General features: G+C 40.8%; 20 protein-coding genes and 2 tRNA genes. All 22 read right to left on the bottom strand.

Annotation, left to right across the window (positions count from 1 at the left end; genetic code table 11):
• Positions 1–12: 12 nt before the first annotated feature.
• The 22 genes from hslO to AC0VYV_RS00440 all read right to left on the bottom strand — a co-directional run bounded on the left by hslO (position 13) and on the right by AC0VYV_RS00440 (position 22844).
• Positions 13–894, bottom strand: a complete 882-nt coding sequence (hslO, locus tag AC0VYV_RS00545) for an Hsp33 family molecular chaperone HslO (RefSeq protein WP_430243472.1) — start codon at positions 892–894, stop codon at positions 13–15.
• Positions 895–1163: 269 nt separating this feature from the next.
• Positions 1164–1949: a type III pantothenate kinase gene (locus AC0VYV_RS00540; protein ID WP_475366282.1), complete on the bottom strand. Its 786-nt coding sequence runs from the start codon at positions 1947–1949 to the stop codon at positions 1164–1166.
• Positions 1950–2132: 183 nt separating this feature from the next.
• Positions 2133–4067 carry an ATP-dependent zinc metalloprotease FtsH gene (gene ftsH / locus AC0VYV_RS00535; RefSeq protein WP_430243475.1) on the bottom strand — a complete coding sequence of 645 codons (1935 nt, stop codon included), beginning with the start codon at positions 4065–4067 and terminating at the stop codon, positions 2133–2135.
• 70 nt (positions 4068–4137) lie between these two features.
• Positions 4138–4677, bottom strand: a complete 540-nt coding sequence (hpt, locus tag AC0VYV_RS00530; protein WP_098445932.1) for a hypoxanthine phosphoribosyltransferase — start codon at positions 4675–4677, stop codon at positions 4138–4140.
• A gap of 21 nt (positions 4678–4698) precedes the next feature.
• Complete coding sequence (tilS, locus tag AC0VYV_RS00525) at positions 4699–6084, bottom strand: tRNA lysidine(34) synthetase TilS (RefSeq protein ID WP_475366281.1); 1386 nt, start codon at positions 6082–6084, stop codon at positions 4699–4701.
• 102 nt (positions 6085–6186) lie between these two features.
• Positions 6187–7164, bottom strand: coding sequence for a serine/threonine protein kinase (locus AC0VYV_RS00520; RefSeq protein ID WP_430243479.1), 978 nt, complete (start codon positions 7162–7164; stop codon positions 6187–6189).
• Positions 7133–7864 (bottom strand): vWA domain-containing protein, encoded by a 732-nt coding sequence (locus AC0VYV_RS00515; protein WP_404684336.1) that lies wholly within the window; start codon positions 7862–7864, stop codon positions 7133–7135. Before AC0VYV_RS00515 ends, AC0VYV_RS00520 begins: the two co-directional genes overlap by 32 nt.
• A gap of 60 nt (positions 7865–7924) precedes the next feature.
• Positions 7925–10384 (bottom strand): stage II sporulation protein E, encoded by a 2460-nt coding sequence (gene spoIIE, locus AC0VYV_RS00510; RefSeq protein WP_430243483.1) that lies wholly within the window; start codon positions 10382–10384, stop codon positions 7925–7927.
• A 491-nt stretch (positions 10385–10875) separates the two neighbouring features.
• Positions 10876–10950, bottom strand: a tRNA-Glu gene (locus AC0VYV_RS00505).
• Between the two features lie 12 nt (positions 10951–10962).
• Positions 10963–11039: transfer RNA gene (locus AC0VYV_RS00500), tRNA-Met, on the bottom strand.
• A 272-nt stretch (positions 11040–11311) separates the two neighbouring features.
• Positions 11312–11797, bottom strand: a complete 486-nt coding sequence (locus tag AC0VYV_RS00495) for a S1 domain-containing RNA-binding protein (RefSeq protein WP_194222608.1) — start codon at positions 11795–11797, stop codon at positions 11312–11314.
• Between the two features lie 74 nt (positions 11798–11871).
• Positions 11872–12255, bottom strand: a complete 384-nt coding sequence (locus AC0VYV_RS00490) for an FtsB family cell division protein (protein WP_226616861.1) — start codon at positions 12253–12255, stop codon at positions 11872–11874.
• A 12-nt stretch (positions 12256–12267) separates the two neighbouring features.
• A complete protein-coding gene (yabQ, locus tag AC0VYV_RS00485) occupies positions 12268–12858 on the bottom strand; it encodes a spore cortex biosynthesis protein YabQ (protein ID WP_430243485.1) in 591 nt (196 codons plus the stop codon).
• Complete coding sequence (yabP, locus tag AC0VYV_RS00480; protein WP_194222605.1) at positions 12855–13163, bottom strand: sporulation protein YabP; 309 nt, start codon at positions 13161–13163, stop codon at positions 12855–12857. The genes yabQ and yabP overlap by 4 nt, the downstream gene beginning before the upstream one ends.
• 161 nt (positions 13164–13324) lie before the next feature.
• A complete protein-coding gene (locus tag AC0VYV_RS00475; protein ID WP_194222604.1) occupies positions 13325–13585 on the bottom strand; it encodes an RNA-binding S4 domain-containing protein in 261 nt (86 codons plus the stop codon).
• Positions 13586–13603: 18 nt separating this feature from the next.
• Positions 13604–15058 carry a bifunctional methyltransferase/pyrophosphohydrolase YabN gene (gene yabN, locus AC0VYV_RS00470; protein ID WP_430243487.1) on the bottom strand — a complete coding sequence of 485 codons (1455 nt, stop codon included), beginning with the start codon at positions 15056–15058 and terminating at the stop codon, positions 13604–13606.
• A 3-nt stretch (positions 15059–15061) separates the two neighbouring features.
• Positions 15062–16654 carry a putative polysaccharide biosynthesis protein gene (locus AC0VYV_RS00465; RefSeq protein ID WP_475373177.1) on the bottom strand — a complete coding sequence of 531 codons (1593 nt, stop codon included), beginning with the start codon at positions 16652–16654 and terminating at the stop codon, positions 15062–15064.
• A 124-nt stretch (positions 16655–16778) separates the two neighbouring features.
• On the bottom strand, positions 16779–17309 hold the full coding sequence (gene spoVT / locus AC0VYV_RS00460) for a stage V sporulation protein T (RefSeq protein WP_194222601.1): 531 nt from the start codon (positions 17307–17309) through the stop codon (positions 16779–16781).
• A 151-nt stretch (positions 17310–17460) separates the two neighbouring features.
• Entirely contained in the window at positions 17461–20994 is a 3534-nt protein-coding gene (mfd, locus tag AC0VYV_RS00455) for a transcription-repair coupling factor (protein WP_475373176.1), read from the bottom strand.
• Between the two features lie 232 nt (positions 20995–21226).
• Positions 21227–21457: an anti-sigma-F factor Fin family protein gene (locus AC0VYV_RS00450; RefSeq protein ID WP_283153210.1), complete on the bottom strand. Its 231-nt coding sequence runs from the start codon at positions 21455–21457 to the stop codon at positions 21227–21229.
• Between the two features lie 57 nt (positions 21458–21514).
• Entirely contained in the window at positions 21515–22072 is a 558-nt protein-coding gene (gene pth, locus AC0VYV_RS00445) for an aminoacyl-tRNA hydrolase (RefSeq protein WP_430243493.1), read from the bottom strand.
• A 121-nt stretch (positions 22073–22193) separates the two neighbouring features.
• A complete protein-coding gene (locus AC0VYV_RS00440) occupies positions 22194–22844 on the bottom strand; it encodes a 50S ribosomal protein L25/general stress protein Ctc (RefSeq protein WP_194222597.1) in 651 nt (216 codons plus the stop codon).
• Positions 22845–22876: the final 32 nt, after the last annotated feature.

Genomic DNA, 22876 nt, shown 5'->3' with positions numbered 1-22876 from the left:
ATTTGAACCTTATTAAACTTTGCTCTCAGCGTGTAATTCTTCAAGCTCTTCTTTCGAGAAGTGATAATGTGCATTACAGAAGTGACAAGTTGTTTCCGCTTCACCGTCTTCTTCAATCATACTGCTGATCTCTTCTTTGCCAAGCCCCATAATGCCATTCGAAAAGCGCTCTTTGGAACAACTACATTCAAATTGAACAGGCATATTGTCGATAATTTTAATGTTTTCTTCTCCGAGAAGTTCATTCAAGATTTCTTCAGGTGTTTTCCCTGCTTCAATCAATTTAGAGATTGGAGGAATCGCTTCAATACGTTTTTCAATAAAACGAATCGTTTCTTCACCTGCACCAGGAAGTAATTGAATCATAAAACCACCTGCTGCAAGGATCGTATTATCTGGATTAACAAGCACGCCCACTCCAACTGCAGAAGGGACTTGTTCTGAAGTCACAAGATAGTACGTAAAGTCTTCTCCTAATTCACCTGAGACAATTGGAACTTGCCCTGTGAATTTTTCACGCATACCAATATCTTTTACAACGGATAGGAAACCATCTTGTCCAACGGCACGCGCAACGTCCAATTTCCCACTATCATTAAGATCAAAGTGCACATGTGGATTGCTTACGTACCCGCGCGTTTCACCATTCGCGTTAGCGTCTACAACAATGGCTCCGATAGGACCACCGCCCTCAATTTTCACAGTGATTTTCTCTTCACCTTTTAATCCTGTTGCTATCATTGTGGAAGCAGTCATAGCACGACCAATTGCAGCAGATGCAGTAGGCCAAGTAGTGTGACGTCGCTGTGCTTCCGCAACCATTTCAGTACTAGATATCGCATAAGCCCTTACATTGCCATCGAACGCAAGTGCTTTTATTAAATAATCATTCATTTGTTTGTAGCTCCTTTCACTAATGGGCCATTGCCCAATTACACGATACAATATTTTTTCAAGAACTTCCATTATGAGAAACTAACTTGCTCTCCCTTTAGTATCTTTCGTTAAATAAATCTGTGGCTTGCGACTTACTTTTTAAATGCTTTTTTAACTAAGTCTAGATATCATTATGGGAAACGGTACATCCATCCATAAAACAAGAGATAAAAAGAGTATCTATTTTTATTTTCCCCCAAAACGCAAAATGAAAAACGCACCCCGTTTTATCGGTATGCGTTTAATTCTTCTTTGTTCTTATTATAAATTATGTGTAATCCCTTTAATGTTAGAAACGAGTCAACCACATCGATAAGATCGCATTCTTCTGCTATAAGTGAGGCAAGTCCACCAGTCGCTATTACAGTAGGTTCCTTCGGAGAATGTTTCTTCATCCTAGAAACAATCCCTTCCACTTGTCCTACGTATCCATATAGCGTGCCGCTTTGCATGGCGCTAACCGTATTCTTTCCAACGATATGATTTGGCTTCGCAATTTCAATTCGTGGAAGCTTTGCTGCATGCATGTATAGAGCTTCTGTCGAAATGTTAATGCCTGGTGCGATGGCGCCCCCAACATACTGTTTTTGCTCATCAATGTAGCAGTAAGTTGTAGCTGTTCCAAAATCCACAATAATTAGCGGTGCTCCATATAATTGAATCCCCGCCACGGCATTCACAATACGATCCGCTCCTACTTCTTTCGGGTTATCATATTTTATATTGAGGCCTGTCTTAATTCCTGGACCAATCACTAACGGTTTATGATGAAAATATTTCTGGCACATACGCTCAAGAGCGAACATAATAGGTGGCACTACAGACGAAATAATGATGCCTTCCACATCGTCAAAAGAAAGTTCTTCATGAGAGAAGAGTCCTTTAATAACCATTGCGTACTCATCTTCTGTCTGTTTTCTGCTTGTTCCCATTCGCCAGTGATGCGTTAACTCTTCGCCTTCGTATACACCAAGAACAATATTTGTATTTCCTACATCAAGCACAAGTATCATATTATCACCTTATTAAAAAATTTTAACTTTCATCATGCTCTCTATAGTTATACCACACAATGGAATTAAAAACGAAGTTCTTTTTTGAAAACGATTACCATAGATATCGATTTCACAGATAACATGGATTTATTATAAATAAAAAAGCAGGACGTCCTTAAGACATCCTACTTTCAATCTTACTTATTCTTGTTCTTCATCTGTTTCAGGCTTATCTTCCTTTTTAGAGATGTTGACTTTCACATCTTCTGAACTACCAGTTGCATGGTGACCTTCAGGAAGTTTTCCTTCTTCAACAAGAGAACGAATTTGTTCAGCATCAAGCGTTTCAATTTCCTTAAGCGTTTCAGCAACAAGATTTAACTTATCCTGATTTTCAAGGAGTATTTCACGACAACGCTCATAAGCTGATTTGATGATCTTTTGAACTTCAAGATCAATTTCATTGGCGAATGAATCACTATAGTTCTGTTCATTTTGGATATCACGTCCAAGGAAGACATTTCCTCCCGAACCTGATCCAAACTGCATCGGACCTAGCTTTTCACTCATACCATATTCTGTAACCATACTACGGGCAATGGCTGTCGCACGTTGGAAGTCATTACTTGCTCCGGTACTTGCTTCACCGAATGTAATTTCTTCGGCAACACGCCCACCGAGTAAGCCTATGATTTTATCGACCAATTCAGGCTTTGTCATTAAGTAACGGTCTTCTTTAGGAAGTGTTACAGCATAACCGCCAGCTTGTCCGCGCGGAACAATCGTAACCTTATGAACAACATCTGCATTATCAAGCTGTGTACCGATGATTGTATGACCAGCTTCGTGATAAGCAACGATATTTTTCTCTTTTACAGAGATCACGCGACTCTTCTTAGCGGGCCCAGCAATAACACGGTCTGTCGCTTCATCGATATCGTTCATATCAACCTTCTTCTTGTTATGACGAGCAGCAACAAGAGCAGCTTCATTCAACAAGTTTTCAAGATCTGCACCAGAGAACCCTGGTGTACGCATTGCGACTGTTTTCAAATCGACTTCATCACTAAGAGGTTTGTTACGTGCGTGTACTCGAAGTACCGCTTCACGACCATTCACATCAGGGCGATTTACCGGGATTTGACGGTCAAAACGTCCAGGACGAAGAAGTGCCGGGTCAAGAATATCAGGACGGTTTGTTGCCGCAACGATAATGATACCTTCGTTTGCACTAAAGCCATCCATTTCAACGAGAAGTTGGTTAAGCGTCTGCTCACGCTCATCGTGACCGCCGCCAAGACCTGCACCACGCTGACGACCAACTGCATCAATCTCATCAATAAAGATTATACAAGGTGCGTTCTTCTTCGCATTTTCGAATAGGTCACGTACACGAGATGCACCGACACCTACGAACATTTCTACGAAGTCAGAACCAGAAATTGAGAAGAACGGAACGCCTGCTTCACCAGCAACCGCTCGTGCGATCAACGTTTTACCTGTACCTGGAGGTCCTACTAATAGAACACCCTTTGGAATACGGGCCCCAACTGCAGCAAACTTACGAGGATCCTTCAAAAACTCAACGACCTCAACAAGCTCTTGCTTCTCTTCATCTGCACCAGCTACGTCTTTAAATGTAACTTTCTTTTTCTCTTCGCTGTATAACTTCGCCTTACTCTTACCAAAGTTCATGACACGGCCACCGCCGCCTTGAGCCTGGTTAAGTAGGAAGAAGAACAGAATGAAGATAATAACGAAAGGAATGATGCTTGTTAGAAATGTAACCCACCCACTTTGTTCAGGGGCTGGTTCTGTCGTTAATTCTACAATCCCTTCGTCAGCTGCAGTTAAGATATTCTCTACAGCTTTCTCTGAGTCAGGTACATTCGTTACGAATGCATTAGCATCTTCGCTGTCTTCATCGCCACCAGCTAATTGACCAGTGACAGTGTAAACCCCACGCTCAGGTTGTAACGTTAACTCTTGAATCTCACCATTATTCAATTTGGACTGAAATTCGCCGTAATCGAGGACATTCGTGTCATTATTTGTTCCGTTAAAGAAACTGACTACACCTACTACGACGAGGAATATTAACAAATAAAATATTGTATTTCGGAAGATACGATTCATTCCTTACCTCCTCCCACGAACAGGAAACCATAGATTATCTTACCATACTGGCACAACTGACTACAACAAATTAACCTTGATAAATCTCGGGTTTAAGAATCCCGATAAACGGAAGATTACGATACCTTTCAGCAAAGTCAAGACCGTATCCGACTACAAACTCATCAGGTACGATAAATCCTGCCACATCCGGCTTTAAATCAACTTTTCTTCCAGTAGGCTTATCTAGAAGCGTTACAATCTTAATCGACTTTGCTTTACGGTATTTTAGAAGGTCGATCAAATAGCTAAGCGTTAACCCACTATCTATAATATCTTCGAGAATAAGAACGTCTCGTCCTTCTACGGAAGTATCAAGATCTTTAATTATCTTTACTTCACCAGAAGAAACGGTTGAATTGCCATAACTTGATACGTCCATAAAGTCCATCTCAAGATGACAAGTCATCCGCTTTGTTAAATCACCCATGAAAGGCATTGCACCTTTAAGGACGCCAATTACAAGCGGAAAGCGATCCTCGTATTCATCTGAAAGCCGTTTCCCTAACTCGCGGCATTTCTCTTGAATCTGTTCTTCACTAATTAGTGTTTCTTGAATTTCATTTAACATCAGTGGTATTGCCCTCCCAACCTATGTAAGTGTTTTTTTCTCATAGTGCACGTGCACGAGCTGATTCTTTTTTGCAGACAGTGTTGCCTTTTCAGAACGAGTTACTCCAGCGACCCAGATTGTGTGGCCCATCACATCCTCAACGATTGGCCATACATCGCGTTCTGAACGGTCTATTTTACGGTCGATAAAAATATCTTTTACCTTTTTCGTCCCTATCATGCCTTTTGGCTGAATTCGATCACCAGGACGCCTGGAGCGCACAACCGCAGGAAGCAATTGCTCCTCAATAATAAGATCATCACTTGTCAGGTGTTGCGGAACGTCGTTAACTGGAATGGCCGTAATCGTTCCAAGTGGCGTTTCGACAGTACCCCATAAAGGGAGATGATACTTATACGGTTCTGGTTGCAAAAAGGTTTCAAAAGAAAAATAACAGGTGGTATAAGATTTTACCGCCCTCAGTTCCAGGGGTAGATTAAGGGAAGCAGAAGGGTGCTCAGAATCGAGCATTAACCGCAAATCCTCAATATGTATAGAAGAAAAAGGAGCATTGCCTGTATAAAGATAATTTAATATTAGATGAATCACTCTTCTTTGTAAAGGAATAGGAAGGCAATCATACGCCTTGTTATCCAACTTCACAAATTTGTCATATTGATCGATGATCACATCATCGAGATATCCCTTAGCTAAATTCATTAAAAATGCTTCGTCACTTTGAGCTCGCTCGCTATATAATTGGTATCTTGTATGGACATTGGGATTTTCTTCTTTAAGAAAAGGTAACACATGATTCCGAAAACGATTCCTCATATATTGATTGCTCTCATTAGATGGATCGAGCCTATACCCAAGTAAATGCTCCTTACAATAGTTCACGAGATGCTCCTTTGTAACGCATAGAAACGGACGAATGATTTTTCCAGTTGAGAAGGGACGTTGGACCGGCATCCCAGAAAGTCCAGAACCTGAGCTACCGTGAACCTGTCTCATAAGCATTGTTTCAATCTGATCGTCTCCATGGTGAGCAAGGGCCAGAGCGCTAGCATGATGTTTTTCCATTACTTTTCGAAAAAAATCATAGCGGCAATCTCGTGCTGCAACTTGTGTAGAGAGGTTTCGCTCCTTTTTGTAAGCATTCACATCTACCGTAGAAGCTTCAAAGATGATCCCTTCTTGTTCACAATAGCTCTCCACAAACGCTAAATCCTCAGCAGATTCCTTTCCCCGTAAACTATGGTCCACATGCGTGGCAACAATTGATAATTTTAATCGGGGAGCTAAACTTACTAAGTAGTGAAGTAGCGCAACAGAGTCTGGTCCTCCAGAAACTCCAATAACTAGCGTATCCCCATGTTTGATTAAATCATGCTTGTGGATAAAACGTTCGACATCTTGCAACAAACTCTGTCTTCCTCTCACTCACTGTCTCGATAAACAGCATTTCATTTTAGTACTAATAACCCAACTACGTCTTTTTCAAACCTTTCTTTTATATAGGCTCTGTTAAAAAACATGACCAACTAAGTATAAAGTATAGAAGAATAGAAGAAAAGCAACTATTAGTACGGTTTCAATCCATTTTGAGCTCTTTTGTTTCACACGTTTTGGAGGCTTCTGCCTTGAGGCTACCCTTGAGTTAGAAGGTGCTTCTGGTCGTTTACGGACCTTTGACTTATCTCCTTGCAGTAGGGAAAAAAGCTCCTGTCGCATATCTTGAGCATGTATATACTTCCCTAGTAGAGCCTTTCGAAGAATTGGCTTATACTCCCTTAGCAGATGACTTTGTTCCATTTTATTGAGCAAATAGGTTTCTGAGTCTTTTTTAGGACGGTCAAATCGCTTAGGGTAAGCGGCATTTATTACGATCATAGCTACAGAAAATAAATCATACGACGGCTCTGCTACTCGGTTGCCAAGCCCCCAGTATCCTCGATCGAAAAACTCCGTAAACTCCTTCACTGACCTTCCCATTGAAGTCGTCCCTCCCACATCAAGCCATCTCATAGTTGGAGGCGATCCTTCTACTAGAAGATTGTCTGGTTTTAGATCACCAAAAACCCAGCCTTCTTTATGAAGGGCTGAAAGATCACGGAGCAATTGAAGCATTAAAATCCCAATCCATTCTTTTCCTCTACGTTCAATGAAAGTAAAAAGAGGTTCACCATCAATATATTCCATCACATAAAACGGATAACGCTTCCCATTTATCTCCCAGTCATCCACCTCATAGAAAAACGGCCCAAGAACTGTTCCCTGGACCACCGAAAGCTGTTTTAGAACATTCACTTCTGACGTAATGGACATACTATCAGTACCTAATTTTAATGCGACTCGCCCCCTTGCAGAGTCAGCTAAGTATACTGTACCAAGTGCCCCGCTACCTAATTTCCTCATAATTTGGTAGCTTTGCTGATTCCATTTCCCACTTAGTCTTGTTCCACGAGAAACATCAGCTGCCTGATTCTTCGAAGTACCCGTCATCTAATAGCCCTCTCTTTGAGCGTTTTTTCTGATAAGCTTCGATCGCTTCTTTTAATGCCGGACCTGTTGGCGTAATGCCTCCAGATGTCAGCTTTGGAAAAATGGTATGAATATCTTTCAACATTGGCGTCCAATCCATTAGACGTTCTACTTGCTTTCGTTTCCCGGGAAATGCATATAGAGAATATTCGTTTTCACCGATTCTTGAATGAAGGCTAATTGAAAGATCAAGAAGGGCATCTTCTACCGTAGGAAGTTTATGCTGCATACTCGCACTTGTATCGATCATAATCAACACTTCGAGATCCATCGTTTCCCCCAGTTCATCGACCACTTCCACGACCTGCCCCCGTTTGTCAGGTGGTAAATCTTCTATTTCTTTTTCGCTACCCAAGATCGATTGCAATTCTTTATGAATGAATCCTTGAATCGTCTGGGTCATCGCTTTACGTGTAACCATTTGTACCGTATGCGATAGCTGCTTAGCATAAACAAGCTGGTGGATGCCCCCGCCAGATAATGCAATATTCTCAATTTCTTTTAGTCCATGATCTGTCCGCTCGTTTTCGTCTAGCACTCCAATTACATTCACTGTCATTCCATGCTCCCGTGCAAGAGCCGCCATTGCAACCGGATCTTCCCCCTGATTTGAACATCCGTCTGTGATTAATAGAATCTGTCTTAGCGTTCCTTTCTTCATCTCGACTCCTCCTTTTTTGCTGTTACAAGCATCGCCTTTAGGAGGAGAGTTTATACTTACCTACTGCGCTTTTTTCTTCCTGAATGAAGGAGCTGAATAGATTGGAATAGTTGACCATTTAGGCACATTACGTTTTATTCTTGCCACTACAATCGTCATGTCATCATCAATTCTGCCATACTCCGTCCTAATTACTTCTTCCATGATGAGGTCTGCAATTTCTTGTGGCTTATCTGTTGAAAGCTCTCTAATTTTCCGCTTCATCCAGAACTCCGGATTCTCTATATTTTTAACCCCTTCATAAATACCGTCGCTCATCATGATCAAGAGATCCCCAGCTTTTAATTGTTCACTTACGACCTCTACATCAAATTCTGGAATAATCCCCATCGGTAGATTACCAGATTCCACCATCATGACTCGATCGCCTCTTTTTATAAAGCTTGGAATTGATCCAATTTTAAGAAACTTGGCTGAAGCATCCTGTAAGTCAATCATGGCTAAATCAAGCGTTGAGAATATTTCGTCGGTATTTCGTAAAGATAGAACAGAGTTAACCGATTTAATCGCCACCGTCTCATCAATTCCTGAATGTAGAATTTTTTGAAGGAGTTGAATGGTTTCCGTGCTTTCCTGATGCGCTCTCTCTCCATTGCCCATTCCGTCACTTATCGCAATAGCATATTTGCCTGCACCTAGCTCAATCGTAGAATGACTGTCTCCAGATATCCAAGCTCCTCCTTTCGCTGCATTTGCTACGCCTGTTTCGATCACAAAATCTTTAGCTGAACCAAAGTAAAGGTGACATGTGTCGTGCTCATGTTCTGCACACACTTCTCTTTTCACGACGATGTTTTCCTTTAGAATATCTGACAGCATTGGAGCGATGACCTTTTCTCCTTCTCCTCTCCCTCCGCAGGCAGGTATCTTCATCTCAATGTCGACGTTTCCCTCTTCTAAGCTGTAGATTTCCACCTGTCCTACTTCCAGACCCATACTTTGAATGGCATCCATGATTTGCTCTTCTTGTTGGTGGAGGTTATCACGCTCTTTTTGTATTTCTTTCGCGAAATCCCCCATAACATGCGACACTCCACGCAATTGATCGGCAACGATCTTCCGGCTTTCACGAACTTGTTTTTTTAACATTCGATTGGCGTGATAGTGACTCATCTCCTTTCCAATAAGATCAATCACCTTATTTGCCTTAATGCAGTGCTTATCGAAATCTCTCTTCAGACTATAGTTAGTCAATTCCGCCGTTTGTTCCAGTTCCTCCATTATCCCTGTCATATACCCATAGGTGGCATCGAAGTTTTTCGCCCAGCAAGTTTCTTTCTTAAAACAATTTTGACAAGTCTTTTCTGTAACGTGACTTAGAAAATAATCAACTTCGCGTTCTGACTGTTCTTCACCTTGAAGATCGGCATCTGTAAAGCTACTAGAAAGAGCCTGAAATAAGCTTGAAAATTGTTCGACACGATTAGCTGTAACGTCGCGTACTTTTCTTAAGTATTGTTGCTGCTCATTCGCATGTTCCACCGTTCCCGGGATATATTTAGAAAGCTGTGAAGTAACTTTAGATGGTGTGAAGAAAAAGAGTAATACGGCAATCACAGACTCCATCAGATTAGGATATAGAAACTCAGGACCACTCCCATATAAAGCGATTAATAACGTACCGATCAGTAAACCCATACCAACTCCAACTTTTCTACCATCTTTCAATAACCCACCAAGTAATCCCGAGAACGCAAGCATACTCATCTGATAGAGACTAGCTACATTAGCGAGGGCCAGTATCAAGCCAGTAACCACGCCAACTGTTGAGCCAATCGCTGCTCCACCTACATATGCGAAAATTAATACGAGATACCGAGAAAGGATATTTTCAATTGAGAAACCATATACAACCCAACCTATTGTTCCTGTTAACATCGTTGCTAATAAAATGATAAAACTAATGATCTCTTCATTTTTTAGAGCCTGAGTTCTTTTCTTAATAGATAATACCGGTATACTCTGAATAAAAATAATGGTTAGTATCATTCCAAGAGCACCTTCAACAGCTGCTAGGATCCAATTTGTGTTAGCTAATGAACGTTCAGTAAGTAAACTTAGGATCAGACGTCCCAACATACTCGTTGAGAACACAAGTATGGGTAACGTCTTAACAAGAGAAAGGGAAGATAACTTCACAAAACGATTAATGAATAGAAAAACAAGAATGCCACACATTATAAATGCTGTATTCTGCAAATTAGCCGTTGATACCGCTCCAGCTAATAAAGCAACGATAATCATAGGTGCACGTTCTCGTCTCAGGAAGAATACTGCGCCAAAAAAAGGAATAGCGAAAGGAGTAACCTGAGTAAGGATAACAGCTCGTCCAAGTAGGAACCCAATCACAAAAAGCAGAAGACCTCGCTGGAATAGAATCGTTTCTAATCGACTCTTTGTTCCGTGAATCCATTTGCCCACCTTCGATTTTGACCTTTCCATCACTAGTTCGCTTTGCATTCCCCCACCTGCTTTCTTTCATTCTTTTTTTCACCGATCTGCTTGAAGCAGTTTGTGTTAATCATTAAAACACAATAGAAATTCGCTTTTTGTCAAAAAAAGAACAGGTATGATATAAACTTCTCGACTTCTTTCAGTGAAGCTTGTCAATCACTTGTAGACAGAACAAGAAACCTGTAAACAACTGGAACGATCCATATTATAGGAGAGTATGAATTTTCATTAGAAAGATAAAGCTTTTTCATGCTTTTCTATCTAAAAAAGCAACTAGAAATAAAAGGTCGAAATGTTAAAGATAAAAAAGAAAAGAAACTCTCATAAAACCAATAAAAGAATATTAATAACGTTTATTTTCACTATGAATCCTAGGACTCATAGTGAAATCATGAAAGACAAGACAAAAAAAACACCCTGCATTAATAAAATGCAGGGTGTTTTTTAGCAGACTATGTATATAACAAACATTCAAATGAATAGTTATTACTAATAAGTGGTGACCCGTACGGGATTCGAACCCGTGATACCGCCGTGAAAGGGCGGTGTCTTAACCACTTGACCAACGGGCCAATTAATAAAAATGGTAGCGGCGGAGGGGATCGAACCCCCGACCTCACGGGTATGAACCGTACGCTCTAGCCAGCTGAGCTACACCGCCATAAGACTGTTGCTTTCTTAAGCACAAGATATATAATACATTGCGAGAAAGTTTGTGTCAACTTCTTTTTAATATTTTTGCATAAAAATCTTATAATCTTCTTCAGAAACTATAAAAGATTCATTTCGTATAATCCTATACTGCAACTTACTTAAGAAAATTAACCAAAAACATTTACTGAGATGACAGGGAATACATCTTCACATATAACAAACCAGGCATGCGAATGCATGCCTGGTTTGTTATAGAATATAAATAGTAGACAACAAGCCCTAGCCGCGACGAGCGCCGCGACCACCGCGTTTTGACTCTGTTTGTTTCTTCAAAGTTGAAAGGCGGTCTTCACTGTCTTTAAGGAACTTGCTCATTTTATCCTCAAATGACTCTACCGGTGGACGTCCGCCACCACCGCGTGGCTTACCTTTAAAACCACCACCTCCAGGTCTTCCACCGCCTTGTGGACGGCCTCCTCCACCTTGAGGGCGACCTTGTGGACGGCCCTGAGGACGCTCAGGAGCAGGTCGATCTTTTGCTTTCTTAATCGATAAACCAATTTTACCGTCGTTTTCAACCTGGATGACTTTTACCTCAACCTGATCGCCAACTGAAAGAAAATCATTAATGTCCTTAACATAATTGTCTGCAACTTCACTAATGTGAACGAGACCTGTTTTGCCGTCTGGTAGTTCAACAAACGCGCCAAAATTTGTAATACCTGTTACCTTTCCCTGTAACTTGCTGCCTACTTCGATTGCCATGTAAAAAAAGCTCCTCCTTAGAATCTTTAAAAGATCAGTCGTACGCTAATTATACCCCTTCAAAAAACAACGTGTCAATTTGAGGAAGAAGGAAGCTTAAAGATTGTCTCTCCGGGTTTTGACATAAAGTAGTCTCTTCTTGCCAATTCACCGATATAATCAAGGTCATTAAGTTTCTCAATTTCTTCCGTTAAATATTTTTCCTGGTCTTTCAGTTTCGTTAATTCTTCTTCAGCCTGCTTTTGCTGTAAGTTTTTTTCTTCGATCGTTGCTGCCTGTGAAGTGAATACGGAGATGAATAGAATAGCTATGGCTAAAGCAGCTACCGCGAAGGCTGTCAGACGCCGTACAAGACCTCTCTTTCTTCGTTCTTTCACTTTGTCCTGTAGCTGTTTCTCTTGATGATATTCCGAATGCACTTCCGTAACTTTAGGCTTACGCTTATTCGCAGTAACCAAGCTTTTCCCTCCTCACTTTCGTATTTTAGTTAACCAATGGTATATGTAGTTCTTTATTTTATCGGCAACTCCTGCTAATTTTATTAGTGGCATTTGTACCGATTGTGGTATTAATCGCCAGATCAACGAGAATCCCCACTTTAACGGTACCCAAAAAAACTTAAAGATAAACCAAAAAATGGTTGTCATAATACTCACTATCATCATACATAAGCTAAATACAACTTTCAATATGAACCTTATCGGCTGATAAATAAGATAAATAAATAAAGACTTCACAAAACGAATAATAGCAATAGTTATTAAAATGATTCGTTCAAGTAAACGGCGATATAACGGTTGAAAAAGGGACCGATATGCTGCATAACCACATAATATGGCCAAAAAGACATAAAATCGTAATTCACCCTCGTTAACAAGATAGAGAACATAAAAGATAATCAGCCCTTGTAGCAACCAGAAAACGATATCGTTCGCATAGAGCCACAAACTTTTACTTCTATCTGGATGAAGAAAACGGCTATAGGTATCCATGGCTATACCAAGCCACACCCCCATAGCCACCATGGCTACCATCGTATAAAATTGCACCGTTAGCGTCATTTGAACAGCTTGCTAAAGAAACCTTTAGCTTTTTCCCCTTCGTGATGATCGAGATAACTAAGATCAAAGATTTTCCCTTCGATCGAAACACGACCTTGCTCGACATTTAAATTTTTCATTTTCAAATGCTGCCCTCTGATCGCAAGAAATCCCATTGCTGTTTCTAGAAGAAATTCTTCATTATCGAAGCTATCGACGTGCTTCACACCTGTAATTTCAAGCGACTTTCGCGACTTCATAACTAAATCATGCTCTGGGGTGTTAGAAGCCTTATCGTATGTGCCATATTCATAATAATTATCCATCGCTCTCCTCCTCTTCTCGATACATGTCTATGAGAAGAAGAGATCATTTAGAACAAGCTGTTCTGATGGCTAAAACGATTCAAAAAGTAGCCCATTCCCTTCTCATTAAAAGAGAATTTCAAAATGAACATCAATAAAAAAAAGACCCTCTCGGATCTTTTTTATTCACCTGCAGCTTCTTCTTTTAAAATGGTAAACATATTGCTAGCTTCTTCTTTCTTCGTTGTTTCTTTAATTTCATCAACTCGGGCCGTCACTTTCTTATGACCAAAGGAAATCACCAGTTCGTCGCCGGCCTTCACATTTGTTCCAGCTTTAGCTTTATTTCCATTCACTTCAATTCGTCCTTTATCACAAATTTCTTTTGCGATTGAACGACGTTTAATTAAACGCGATACTTTCAGAAATTTATCTAATCTCATTTGTTTCAACGCTCCCTATTAAATTCCTTTTTCTTTTGCCTCATCCCAGAAGTGATCAAGTTCCTCAAGTGATAAATTCTCGATCTCAAGTCCCTTTTCCTTTACCCGATTCTCAATATATTGAAAACGCGAGAAGAATTTATGATTCGTGCGATGGATCGCCACTTCCGGATCAACTTTATAGTACCGAGCTAAATTGACGACAGCGAACACTAAATCGCCTAATTCGTCTTCTCGATCATCAAAAGATTTTTCATTTACAGCTTCTTTAAATTCGGCTAGTTCCTCATAAATCTTTGCCCAAATCGGTTCAACTTCGTCCCAGTCAAACCCGACTTTCGCAGCAGCCTTCTGGATTTCATTGGCGCGCATGAGACCTGGAAGCCCTTTTGGTACCTGATCAAACTGTGATGGTGCAATTTTCTTTTCTTCTTCTTTCACTCGCTTCCAAACACCAGCTACTTCCTCGGCTGTTTGCACATTTTCGTCGCCGAATACGTGTGGATGCCTCCGTATTAATTTGTCGTTTAGCTTATGAATCACATCATCCACAGAAAACATACCTTCATCTTCACCTATCTGAGCATGAAGCATAACTTGAAGCAGCACATCACCAAGCTCTTCTGCGAGATGCTCTTCATCTTGATCATCAATAGCTTCTAATACTTCATAGGCTTCTTCAATCAAATATTTTTTGAGAGACTCATGCGTCTGCTTTCTATCCCACGGACACCCCCCAGGTCCTCGCAGTGTTGCAACCACATTTCGTAACCATCCGAAATCCTGGTAGAGAAGATTTTCTTCTTTTACTGGAGGAACGTAGACAGCGGTTAAATTATTTACTTCCATCGAACGATCTAATTCAAATAGGGGAACAGAGACGATTTTCTCATCCCGACTTCCCGCTGCTTGCAGTACAGTAATTTCATAATCGTCAGGTAAGAGCTCCATTAATGTGAGTTTTACACTCGATGCTGTAAATTGATCATAAACTTGGACAAAGATTAAGTGATTACGTACCTGAACCTCAGACTTTGTAAAACGCGTGGCATCTAGAATTTGACAACCTTCAATAGGATCGATTCGAACTGCAGTAAAAAGCGCATCAAGAAAGCTTTGACCTCCAGCAACAGTCACTTCAACACCATGTTGAGATTGTTCTTCCAACAGGAGCTGTACGGTTGCTTCAGCCATCATTGGATGACCAGGTACTGCGTAAACAAGCGATCCTTTTTGTGCTTCATGAAACAGCTGATTAACAATGGTTCGATAAGTCTCCTCGAAAGATTCATTCGCTTCATATACCTCATCAAACCCTGTCATCGATAGCCCATCATCCATCAATTCCCTAAGAACGGGATGATCAAGCGTCCTAGCAAATATCCGTTCAGCTGACTGAAGCGTGCGGTAACTTCCTAGTGAAAGCTGACTGAGATCTCCCGCTCCAGTTCCTACAATTGTTATACGTGGCATCGCTTATGCCCCTCTCCGTAATTTATTTTGATAGATCGTAATAATTTCTCCTTTTGGCAATTGCATTAATTCTTTCTCTGTAAACACCCGCAGCGCTAATGTTGCAAACCCAAAAACGATGCCTCCGAGTAATGCGCCTCCAAGTGCTGAAACGCTTGAAAGCCCCCTAGAAAGGAAGGAGGGGATAAATAGTTGCAGAATGATTACTGCTGCACTCATGAACATAACGGCTGTTACTGCACGCCTTAAATGAAATTGGTACTGGAGAAGCCCTACTTTGTAATATACGGCAAGAATGGCGAGCGTAGCGACAACGACAAAGCCAAAAACCGTGGCCACTGCCGCCCCATTAATACCGATAAGCGGGATTAGAACAAGGTTTAACAATCCCTTAACTAGTATTCCAATTCCAGCATACCGAGCAGCGTTTCTCGCTAAGCCTACTCCTTGCAAAACACCTGCTGCCGTCATGCTAAGCGAACTAAAAAAGATTGCAATGGCAAGGATACTGAGCGTAACAGAAAGGGATTGATCTTTAAATAACATCATGTTTGTCTCACTCATAATAATGGCCAATCCCGCTGCAGCAGCAAGCCCTATTACAAAGCTCACTTTAAGAGCAAGAGCTGCTTTTTCGCGAATCAATATCTCATTATTCTCTGCAGCCGCTTTAGAAATGACTGGGACAATCGATAATGAGAGAGATGTGGCCAGAACGGTACCAACCTGCATTAATGGCTGTCCTCGATCAAATACCCCTTTCATTTCACGAGCTTCTAAAGAAGAAAGACCATGCTCAGTTAATCCCGGCACAATCGTTAAAGCATCCATTAACTGAAATAGCACCAATACAAGCGCACTTACACAAATTAACGTCCCTTCTGTTAGGAGCCTACGCGCAATGCCAATGAACCGAAAAGGCTCAAATTTGATTTTCGTTATTTTAGCTACTCGTTTTTTAAATCGAAGCACTACAAGAAGCAATAGCGCAGCGACTCCTCCTAATATTGACCCTAGCGCTGCACCTGTACCAGTCGCATATGCATCCGCTCCGCCCGCTACAAGACCAATTGAAATAGCAAGAATAGCGATAACACGAATCGATTGTTCTGTCACTTGAGACCATGCAGTAGGTACCACATTTTCCTGCCCCTGAAAAAAACCTCTGATTGAAGCAATGCCAGGCATAATAAGAAATGAAAATGCCGTCATTCGCAGAGGACCAACTAAATTTCGATCCGCCATTAAAGCCGCCACCGCTGGCGCACCTGTATAAAGCAAAATAAAGCCTGTAATGCCTAGAATCACAAGCACGCAAAAGCTATACCGTGAAAGCTCCTCAGCCTTCTCATACTCACTTTTTGCAATTTCTTCTGAAATAAGTCGGGAGATCACGACAGGAAACCCATATGTAGCAAGTATTATCGCGATTGAGTAAAATGGATAAATTTGTTGATACACATAAAAACCGATGTCACCAGTTATATTTTGATAAGGAATTCGATAGCCGACGCTGAGGACTTTCATAAAAAGGGCTACTGCAGTTAGCAGAAGTGCGCCTTGCCAAAATCCTTTTTGATTTTCTTCTTTTGTCATATACACCTGCCAAATGAAAGTACCAGTTTATGTACGAATTATATCACATGAATAAAAGTGGGAAACTTTTCAAGCTTCATAAAACGAAGAAAATGGAGGCATTGGCCTCCATTTTCTTCTATACTTATTGTTCCATTTGTCTTGCTAGGAAACCAGCTGCCGTTTCAGACAGCTTTTGTTCCAATTCAGTCACTTTTTCATCTTCTTTTGCAAGTAGAATCACCGTACCAATTGGATCGCCATTCGCTATAATTGGAGCTATCACGTGACCTGTATCAACAGGAACACCTTCAATGAGCTCTGACTTACTTTCGTTCAGTAAACTTCTTCGCTCATTCATTGCTTTTTCTACAGAATCGCCAATGCTTTTGTTCAAATACTCTTTCTTTGGTCCCCCCGCAGCTGTAATATAGACATCTCGGTCAGATATGAGAGCAATGTGTCCCGAATGTTCTGCAAGAGACTCGGCATACTCTTTGGCAAAGTCACCTAATTCACTAATGGGAGAATACTTCTTAAGAATAACTTCCCCTTCGCGATCAACAAAAATTTCTAATGGATCTCCTTCTCTAATCCTGAGGGTTCTGCGAATTTCTTTCGGAATGACAACACGACCCAAATCATCAATACGACGAACGATACCTGTTGCTTTCATCTAAGTTGCCTCACTTTCTGGAAGTTGTAGGTGATTGCTCCAATCACTTTTACTATTGTTTGTTCTACAATATGTTTCCATTAGTATCCTTTCGAGGTATCAGTTCTATTCACAAACCTGTCAAAATTATGAGATTCATCCAAAATCGACTTTAATTCGCATTCATTGGCTGTTTTACTGCTTGCTTCACTTTCTTTAAGACTTTCTCAACAAGCTGTAGGTGAGCTTTTGTATCAAGACCTCTCCCTTTCACCGTTACCTTCACTTTATTTCCATCTGCTCCTAAAGCTAACTTATTTCCAAATTCATTCGCTACTTCAAAAATTGTTTCCCCACCAATCGCCTCTCGAGCCGATTCGTGGAATAGAAGTTGTATATCTTTTTTACTTCGGCCAACTTTCTCAACCTTAACTTCTTTGGCAATCTCTTTCATGCGGGAGACCTGGAAAAGATAGTCCACTTCTTCAGGAAAATCACCGAAGCGATCCATCATTTCATCTTGTAAGTCCATAATATCTTTCAACGATTCAATTGATCGGAAACGTTTATACATATCGATTTTCTGTTTCTCATCGTTAATATACGTACCAGGAATATAGGCATCCACTTCAAGGTCAATTTCAACGCTAAATGCTTTCTCTTTCGGTGCATCACCTTTTCTTTCTTCGATGGCATCTTTTAACATTTGAGAATATAAATCAAAACCAACTGAATCAATAAACCCATGCTGTTCTGCACCCAAAAGGTTACCAGCACCTCGAATCGAAAGATCTCGCATCGCAATTTTAAATCCAGAACCTAGCTCAGTAAATTCCTTAATCGCTTGAAGACGTTTTTCCGCTACTTCGGTTAAAACCTTATCCCGTTGATAAGTGATATAAGCATAAGCTACTCGGTTGGAACGCCCAACGCGACCACGTAGTTGATAGAGCTGAGAAAGTCCCATTTTATCCCCATCATACACGAGCAGTGTATTGACATTAGGAATATCAACGCCTGTTTCAATAATCGTTGTACTTACAAGAACATCGTAATTGCCATCAAGAAAATCAATCATCACAGATTCAAGCTCCGTCTCAGTCATTTGACCGTGTGCAAAGCTAACTCTTGCTTCAGGCACTAGTGTACGAATTTGGTCTGTCATGTATTCAATTGATTCCACTCGATTATATAGGAAATAGACCTGTCCCCCTCGAGCAAGCTCTCTTTCAATTGCCTCTCGTACAAGCGTGCCGCTATATTCAACCACATACGTTTGAACTGGGAAGCGATTCTCAGGCGGGGTCTCAATCACAGATAGGTCCCTCACACCTAACATCGACATATGAAGCGTTCGTGGAATTGGCGTTGCAGTAAGAGTAAGCACATCGACATTCGCTTTTAACTTCTTAATTTTCTCTTTATGTGTTACTCCAAAACGCTGTTCTTCATCTACAATAAGTAACCCAAGCTCGTTATAGGTGACGTCCTTTGATAAAAGACGGTGCGTACCAATAACAATATCCACGGTCCCATTTTTTAATCCTTTTAACGTCTCATTTTGCTCTTTACGTGAGCGAAAACGACTTAATAAGCCAATGTTAATCGGATGATCTGCAAAACGCTCTTGAATCGTTGCAAAATGCTGCTGAGCTAGAATTGTAGTTGGAACAAGCAAGGCTACTTGCTTTCCGTCCATTATAGCTTTAAAAGCGGCACGGATACTGACTTCTGTCTTACCGTAACCAACATCTCCACAAAGCAATCGATCCATCGGACGTGTTTTTTCCATATCCTCTTTAATTTCTTGAATGGCTCTAAGCTGGTCGTCTGTTTCTTGATAAGGGAAGGCAGCTTCAAATTCTCTTTGCTCTTCCGTATCTTTCTCAAAGCTGTGGCCAACGCTTGCTTCACGTTCTGCATACAATTTAATTAAATCGTCTGCAATATCTTCAACGGAAGATTGTACTTTACGTTTAACTTTCTTCCATTCTGTTCCACCGAGCTTATATAGTTTTGGTTCTTTTCCTTCAGATCCAACGTACTTCATCACCTGATCAATTTGTTCAACTGGTACATACAAGTTGTCATTACCAGCATAGCTCACATACAGGTAATCCTTATGAATACCACTCACTTCAAGGGTTCGGATACCGAGATACTTTCCTATCCCATGATTCACGTGAACGATATAATCGCCTACTTTTAGTTCTGAATAACTCTTGATTCGCTCGGCATTAGACATCTTTTGAGAGCGACGCGGTTTTTTCGACTGTTTCGTAAACACTTCCGCCTCTGTTAGAACGGCTAGCTTTTGCATCGGCAGTTCAAATCCACCATTAAGACTTCCGATTAATATCTGTGGCTGCTGATGAGAGATCGGCGTATCTTGTTCGACCATCATCGCATTAATTTCATAATCCTCTAGTACACGTTCAAGTCGTTTACGTCTTTCTTCCGTTGCTGCAAGAAAGACAATCGCCATACCGCTTTTCTTCCATCGTTCAATCTCAGTACTTAATACTTTCATCTGACCATGGAAATTTTGCATCGCTTTACTTGAAGCATTAATGATATTCTCAGGATTTGTATAGGGAACATGTCGTAAGAAAATCGATAAATAGATAGTTGAGTGTACAGGCTTAGCGAATAACGTATCATAAGATCTCGATAGGGAAACAGACGAGACAATCTCTCCTTGATTGAGAAGAGCTGTTTGCCATTCTGCTTCTTCCTTATCCAGATCAGATGACATTTCCTGAATGCGACTCACTTCATCAAAAACGACCAGACCATCATCGGGTAAATAGTCTAGCAAACTCGCAGGCTGATCGTAATAGAAGTCCATGTATTTGATAACACCCTGAAAATTTTGCTGGCTTTTTAATTGATCAATTTCGTAAGTAATGTTTTCATGCATTGCTTCTTTTACTTTCTGATCCTTCACTTTCTTTAAAGAAGTCTGAAGTTCTTGTTGAAGACGTTCTGCCCCTTTTTCATAGTGCTCAGGGAATAAAACAACTTCGTCTGCTGGTCCTATCGTAATTCGTTCTGTTTTATTAGCAGAGCGCTGAGACTCGATGTCAAAAAATCGAATCGAATCAACTTCAGTATCAAATAACTCAATTCGTATTGGGCTATTTTCAGTCAATGGATAAATATCTATGATACCACCACGCACACTGAACTCCCCCGGTGAAGATACCATTGGTACTCGTTCATAACCCATCGCTACAAAAGTAGCGAGTGTTTCATCCAAAGGAATATCGTCGCCTAATGTAAACGAAATCTGGCTTCTTTCCCAGATACTCTTCGGTGGTAAATATCTTCTTACTCCCGAGATCGGGGCAATCACAATACCATTGTTATTTTTCATCCAATAATTTAAAGCTTCCATTCGCTGCCCTCTTAATTCCGGGCTAGCAATCGCGATTTCCGAAGAAATGAGTTCATTAACTGGGTATAAGTACACTTCGTCTGGTGAAACAAGCTCACACATGTCTTCATACAGCTTTTGTGCTTGATATAAATTATGGGTAATAATCAGCTGGGGGCGCTTTGTTTCATGATAGAGAGAAGCCATTAGGAACATCCGAGCAGAACCAGCTAGCCCTGCAACAAGTTGTTCTTTAAGACCCTCTTTCACCCCGGTAAAAACGGACTGGAATTCATCGCCCTTACTAAAATATTCTCTTAAGCCTAACATCGGTAGGTTATTCTCCCCTCTCACTCTGAAAAGCGCAAGCGCACATGTAGTCCCAAGAAACGCTTCCACCAATTAGTCAAAACAAATCTTGATTGTTTTGAAAAAGGCGAAGCAGCCCAAGGGACCTGTCACTGAAGCTAGACTTCTCTTAAATTTATATTCTATAACACAGACTATTCTTTATAATCATTCTGTTAACGCAAAAATGCTTTGGACGAACTCCCAAAGCTTCTTACTGAATAAATGTATCAAGCTCATGAAAAGAAGGCGTACGCTCCATAGCTTCATGACAATCTTCACAAATGGCTTTCACTTCAATTGTACCATCGTGGTGGTAATGAACCATTGCTTGCCGCTCCTCTTCAGTGAGCTGCTGAAATCCGAGTTCATCAGCTGTGTGATTCATCTGTGACAATCTTCCAATCTCAGCTCTACAGTGACGACATACGTAATGAATATCCATAACAGATCCTCCCTGTTCCTAACTTTTACTAGTATGGACGGGAGAATAGAAGGATATTCATGTGTTATATTGATTCATTACTTCTGGGAACGACGTCGTTGTCCATGCTTCACAAGCTTTGACCGTCTGTTCAATGGCAAGCTGAATTGGCTCTGCCTCTTCTTTAGAGAATGGCTTTAAAACGTAGTCAATAACGGACTGTCTGGCAGATCGATCTATTCCTATCCGCACTCTCTTAAAATCTTGAGTATGAATGTGCGTGATAATCGACTTCATCCCATTGTGACCACCGGCGCTACCTTTTTGACGAATTCTCACTTTACCAGTAGGAAGGTCCAAATCATCGTAAATGACTAGCATATCATTCACTTCAATATTAAAGTATTCCATCAAAGGACGTACCGATTCACCTGACAAGTTCATATATGTTTGCGGTTTTAAGAGGTACACTACTTCTCCGTTTACTATACCTTTCCCATAGATCCCTTGAAACTTCTTTTGATCTAAAGATATGCCTAAGTCTTTCGATAGCTGATCAATAGCCATGAATCCTACATTATGTCTTGTATTATCAAATTTCTTCCCCGGATTACCGAGGCCTACAATTAATTTCAACAGCTGACGCCCTACCTTTCATTACTTTTATTCTATCCTATCAAAAATGCGAGCACTTATTCACCTGTTAGCTCATTATCTTGAAAAAAAGACGTAACCCGTTCGGTTACGTCTTCGAAGTTTATTCGGTTTTCGTTGTTTCATCATCAGTTTTTTCTTGATCTGCTGGTGGCTCTTCAGCCACTTCATCAGCTTCTTCTTCGTCTTCAGCAGGTTCTTCCGTCGGAGGAACAATCGAAGCGATTGGCTCTTCAGCGTCTAGAAGAATTTCGTATTTATCTCCTTTTGGAAGATCTCCCGCTTGAATAGCGTCTCCAATGTTAAGTTCAGCAATACTAACGTCGATGCTATCAGGGAAATCGTTCGGCTTCGCTTTTACGAGAATCTCGTGAAGCATTTGCTGAACAACGCCACCCTCTTTGCTACCTGCAGCTTCGCCAGTCAAATGAACTGGAACCTCCGCTTCAACTTCCTTGTTAAGGTCAACTGAATAGAAGTCTACGTGAAGAACTTGATTCTTGATTGGGTCAACTTGCATGTCGTAAACCATGACTGGGTAAGTGCCCTGTCCTTCAAAGTTCAATTCAATAACGCCGTTTTTTCCGACCTGACGATATACTTTAATGAACTCTAAAGCGTCAACCTGTACCGGTGCGCTTTTGCGGTCTTTACCGTAAAGAACAGCCGGAAGTCCTTCTTCTGTTTCGCGTAATGTTCTAAGTTCACTTCTTTTTTTCGTATTACGATCTAATGCTTTTAATGTTGCTGCCATTTGAAATCACCTTCCTGATTAGGTTTTACTCT

This window comes from Anaerobacillus sp. QJM3NY_17, from assembly GCF_056173665.1.
This window is presented reverse-complemented; position numbering and strand designations above follow the sequence as displayed.

Coding starts and splice junctions, on each gene's coding strand:
- hslO (WP_430243472.1), bottom strand. CDS start 894: ATGAATGATTATTTAATAAAAGCACTTGCGTTCGATGGCAATGTAAGG.
- AC0VYV_RS00540 (WP_475366282.1), bottom strand. CDS start 1,949: ATGATACTTGTGCTTGATGTAGGAAATACAAATATTGTTCTTGGTGTA.
- ftsH (WP_430243475.1), bottom strand. CDS start 4,067: ATGAATCGTATCTTCCGAAATACAATATTTTATTTGTTAATATTCCTC.
- hpt (WP_098445932.1), bottom strand. CDS start 4,677: ATGTTAAATGAAATTCAAGAAACACTAATTAGTGAAGAACAGATTCAA.
- AC0VYV_RS00520 (WP_430243479.1), bottom strand. CDS start 7,164: ATGACGGGTACTTCGAAGAATCAGGCAGCTGATGTTTCTCGTGGAACA.
- AC0VYV_RS00515 (WP_404684336.1), bottom strand. CDS start 7,864: ATGAAGAAAGGAACGCTAAGACAGATTCTATTAATCACAGACGGATGT.
- spoIIE (WP_430243483.1), bottom strand. CDS start 10,384: ATGCAAAGCGAACTAGTGATGGAAAGGTCAAAATCGAAGGTGGGCAAA.
- AC0VYV_RS00495 (WP_194222608.1), bottom strand. CDS start 11,797: ATGGCAATCGAAGTAGGCAGCAAGTTACAGGGAAAGGTAACAGGTATT.
- yabQ (WP_430243485.1), bottom strand. CDS start 12,858: ATGACGCTAACGGTGCAATTTTATACGATGGTAGCCATGGTGGCTATG.
- yabP (WP_194222605.1), bottom strand. CDS start 13,163: ATGGATAATTATTATGAATATGGCACATACGATAAGGCTTCTAACACC.
- AC0VYV_RS00475 (WP_194222604.1), bottom strand. CDS start 13,585: ATGAGATTAGATAAATTTCTGAAAGTATCGCGTTTAATTAAACGTCGT.
- yabN (WP_430243487.1), bottom strand. CDS start 15,058: ATGCCACGTATAACAATTGTAGGAACTGGAGCGGGAGATCTCAGTCAG.
- AC0VYV_RS00465 (WP_475373177.1), bottom strand. CDS start 16,654: ATGACAAAAGAAGAAAATCAAAAAGGATTTTGGCAAGGCGCACTTCTG.
- spoVT (WP_194222601.1), bottom strand. CDS start 17,309: ATGAAAGCAACAGGTATCGTTCGTCGTATTGATGATTTGGGTCGTGTT.
- mfd (WP_475373176.1), bottom strand. CDS start 20,994: ATGTTAGGCTTAAGAGAATATTTTAGTAAGGGCGATGAATTCCAGTCC.
- AC0VYV_RS00450 (WP_283153210.1), bottom strand. CDS start 21,457: ATGGATATTCATTACGTATGTCGTCACTGTAGAGCTGAGATTGGAAGA.
- AC0VYV_RS00440 (WP_194222597.1), bottom strand. CDS start 22,844: ATGGCAGCAACATTAAAAGCATTAGATCGTAATACGAAAAAAAGAAGT.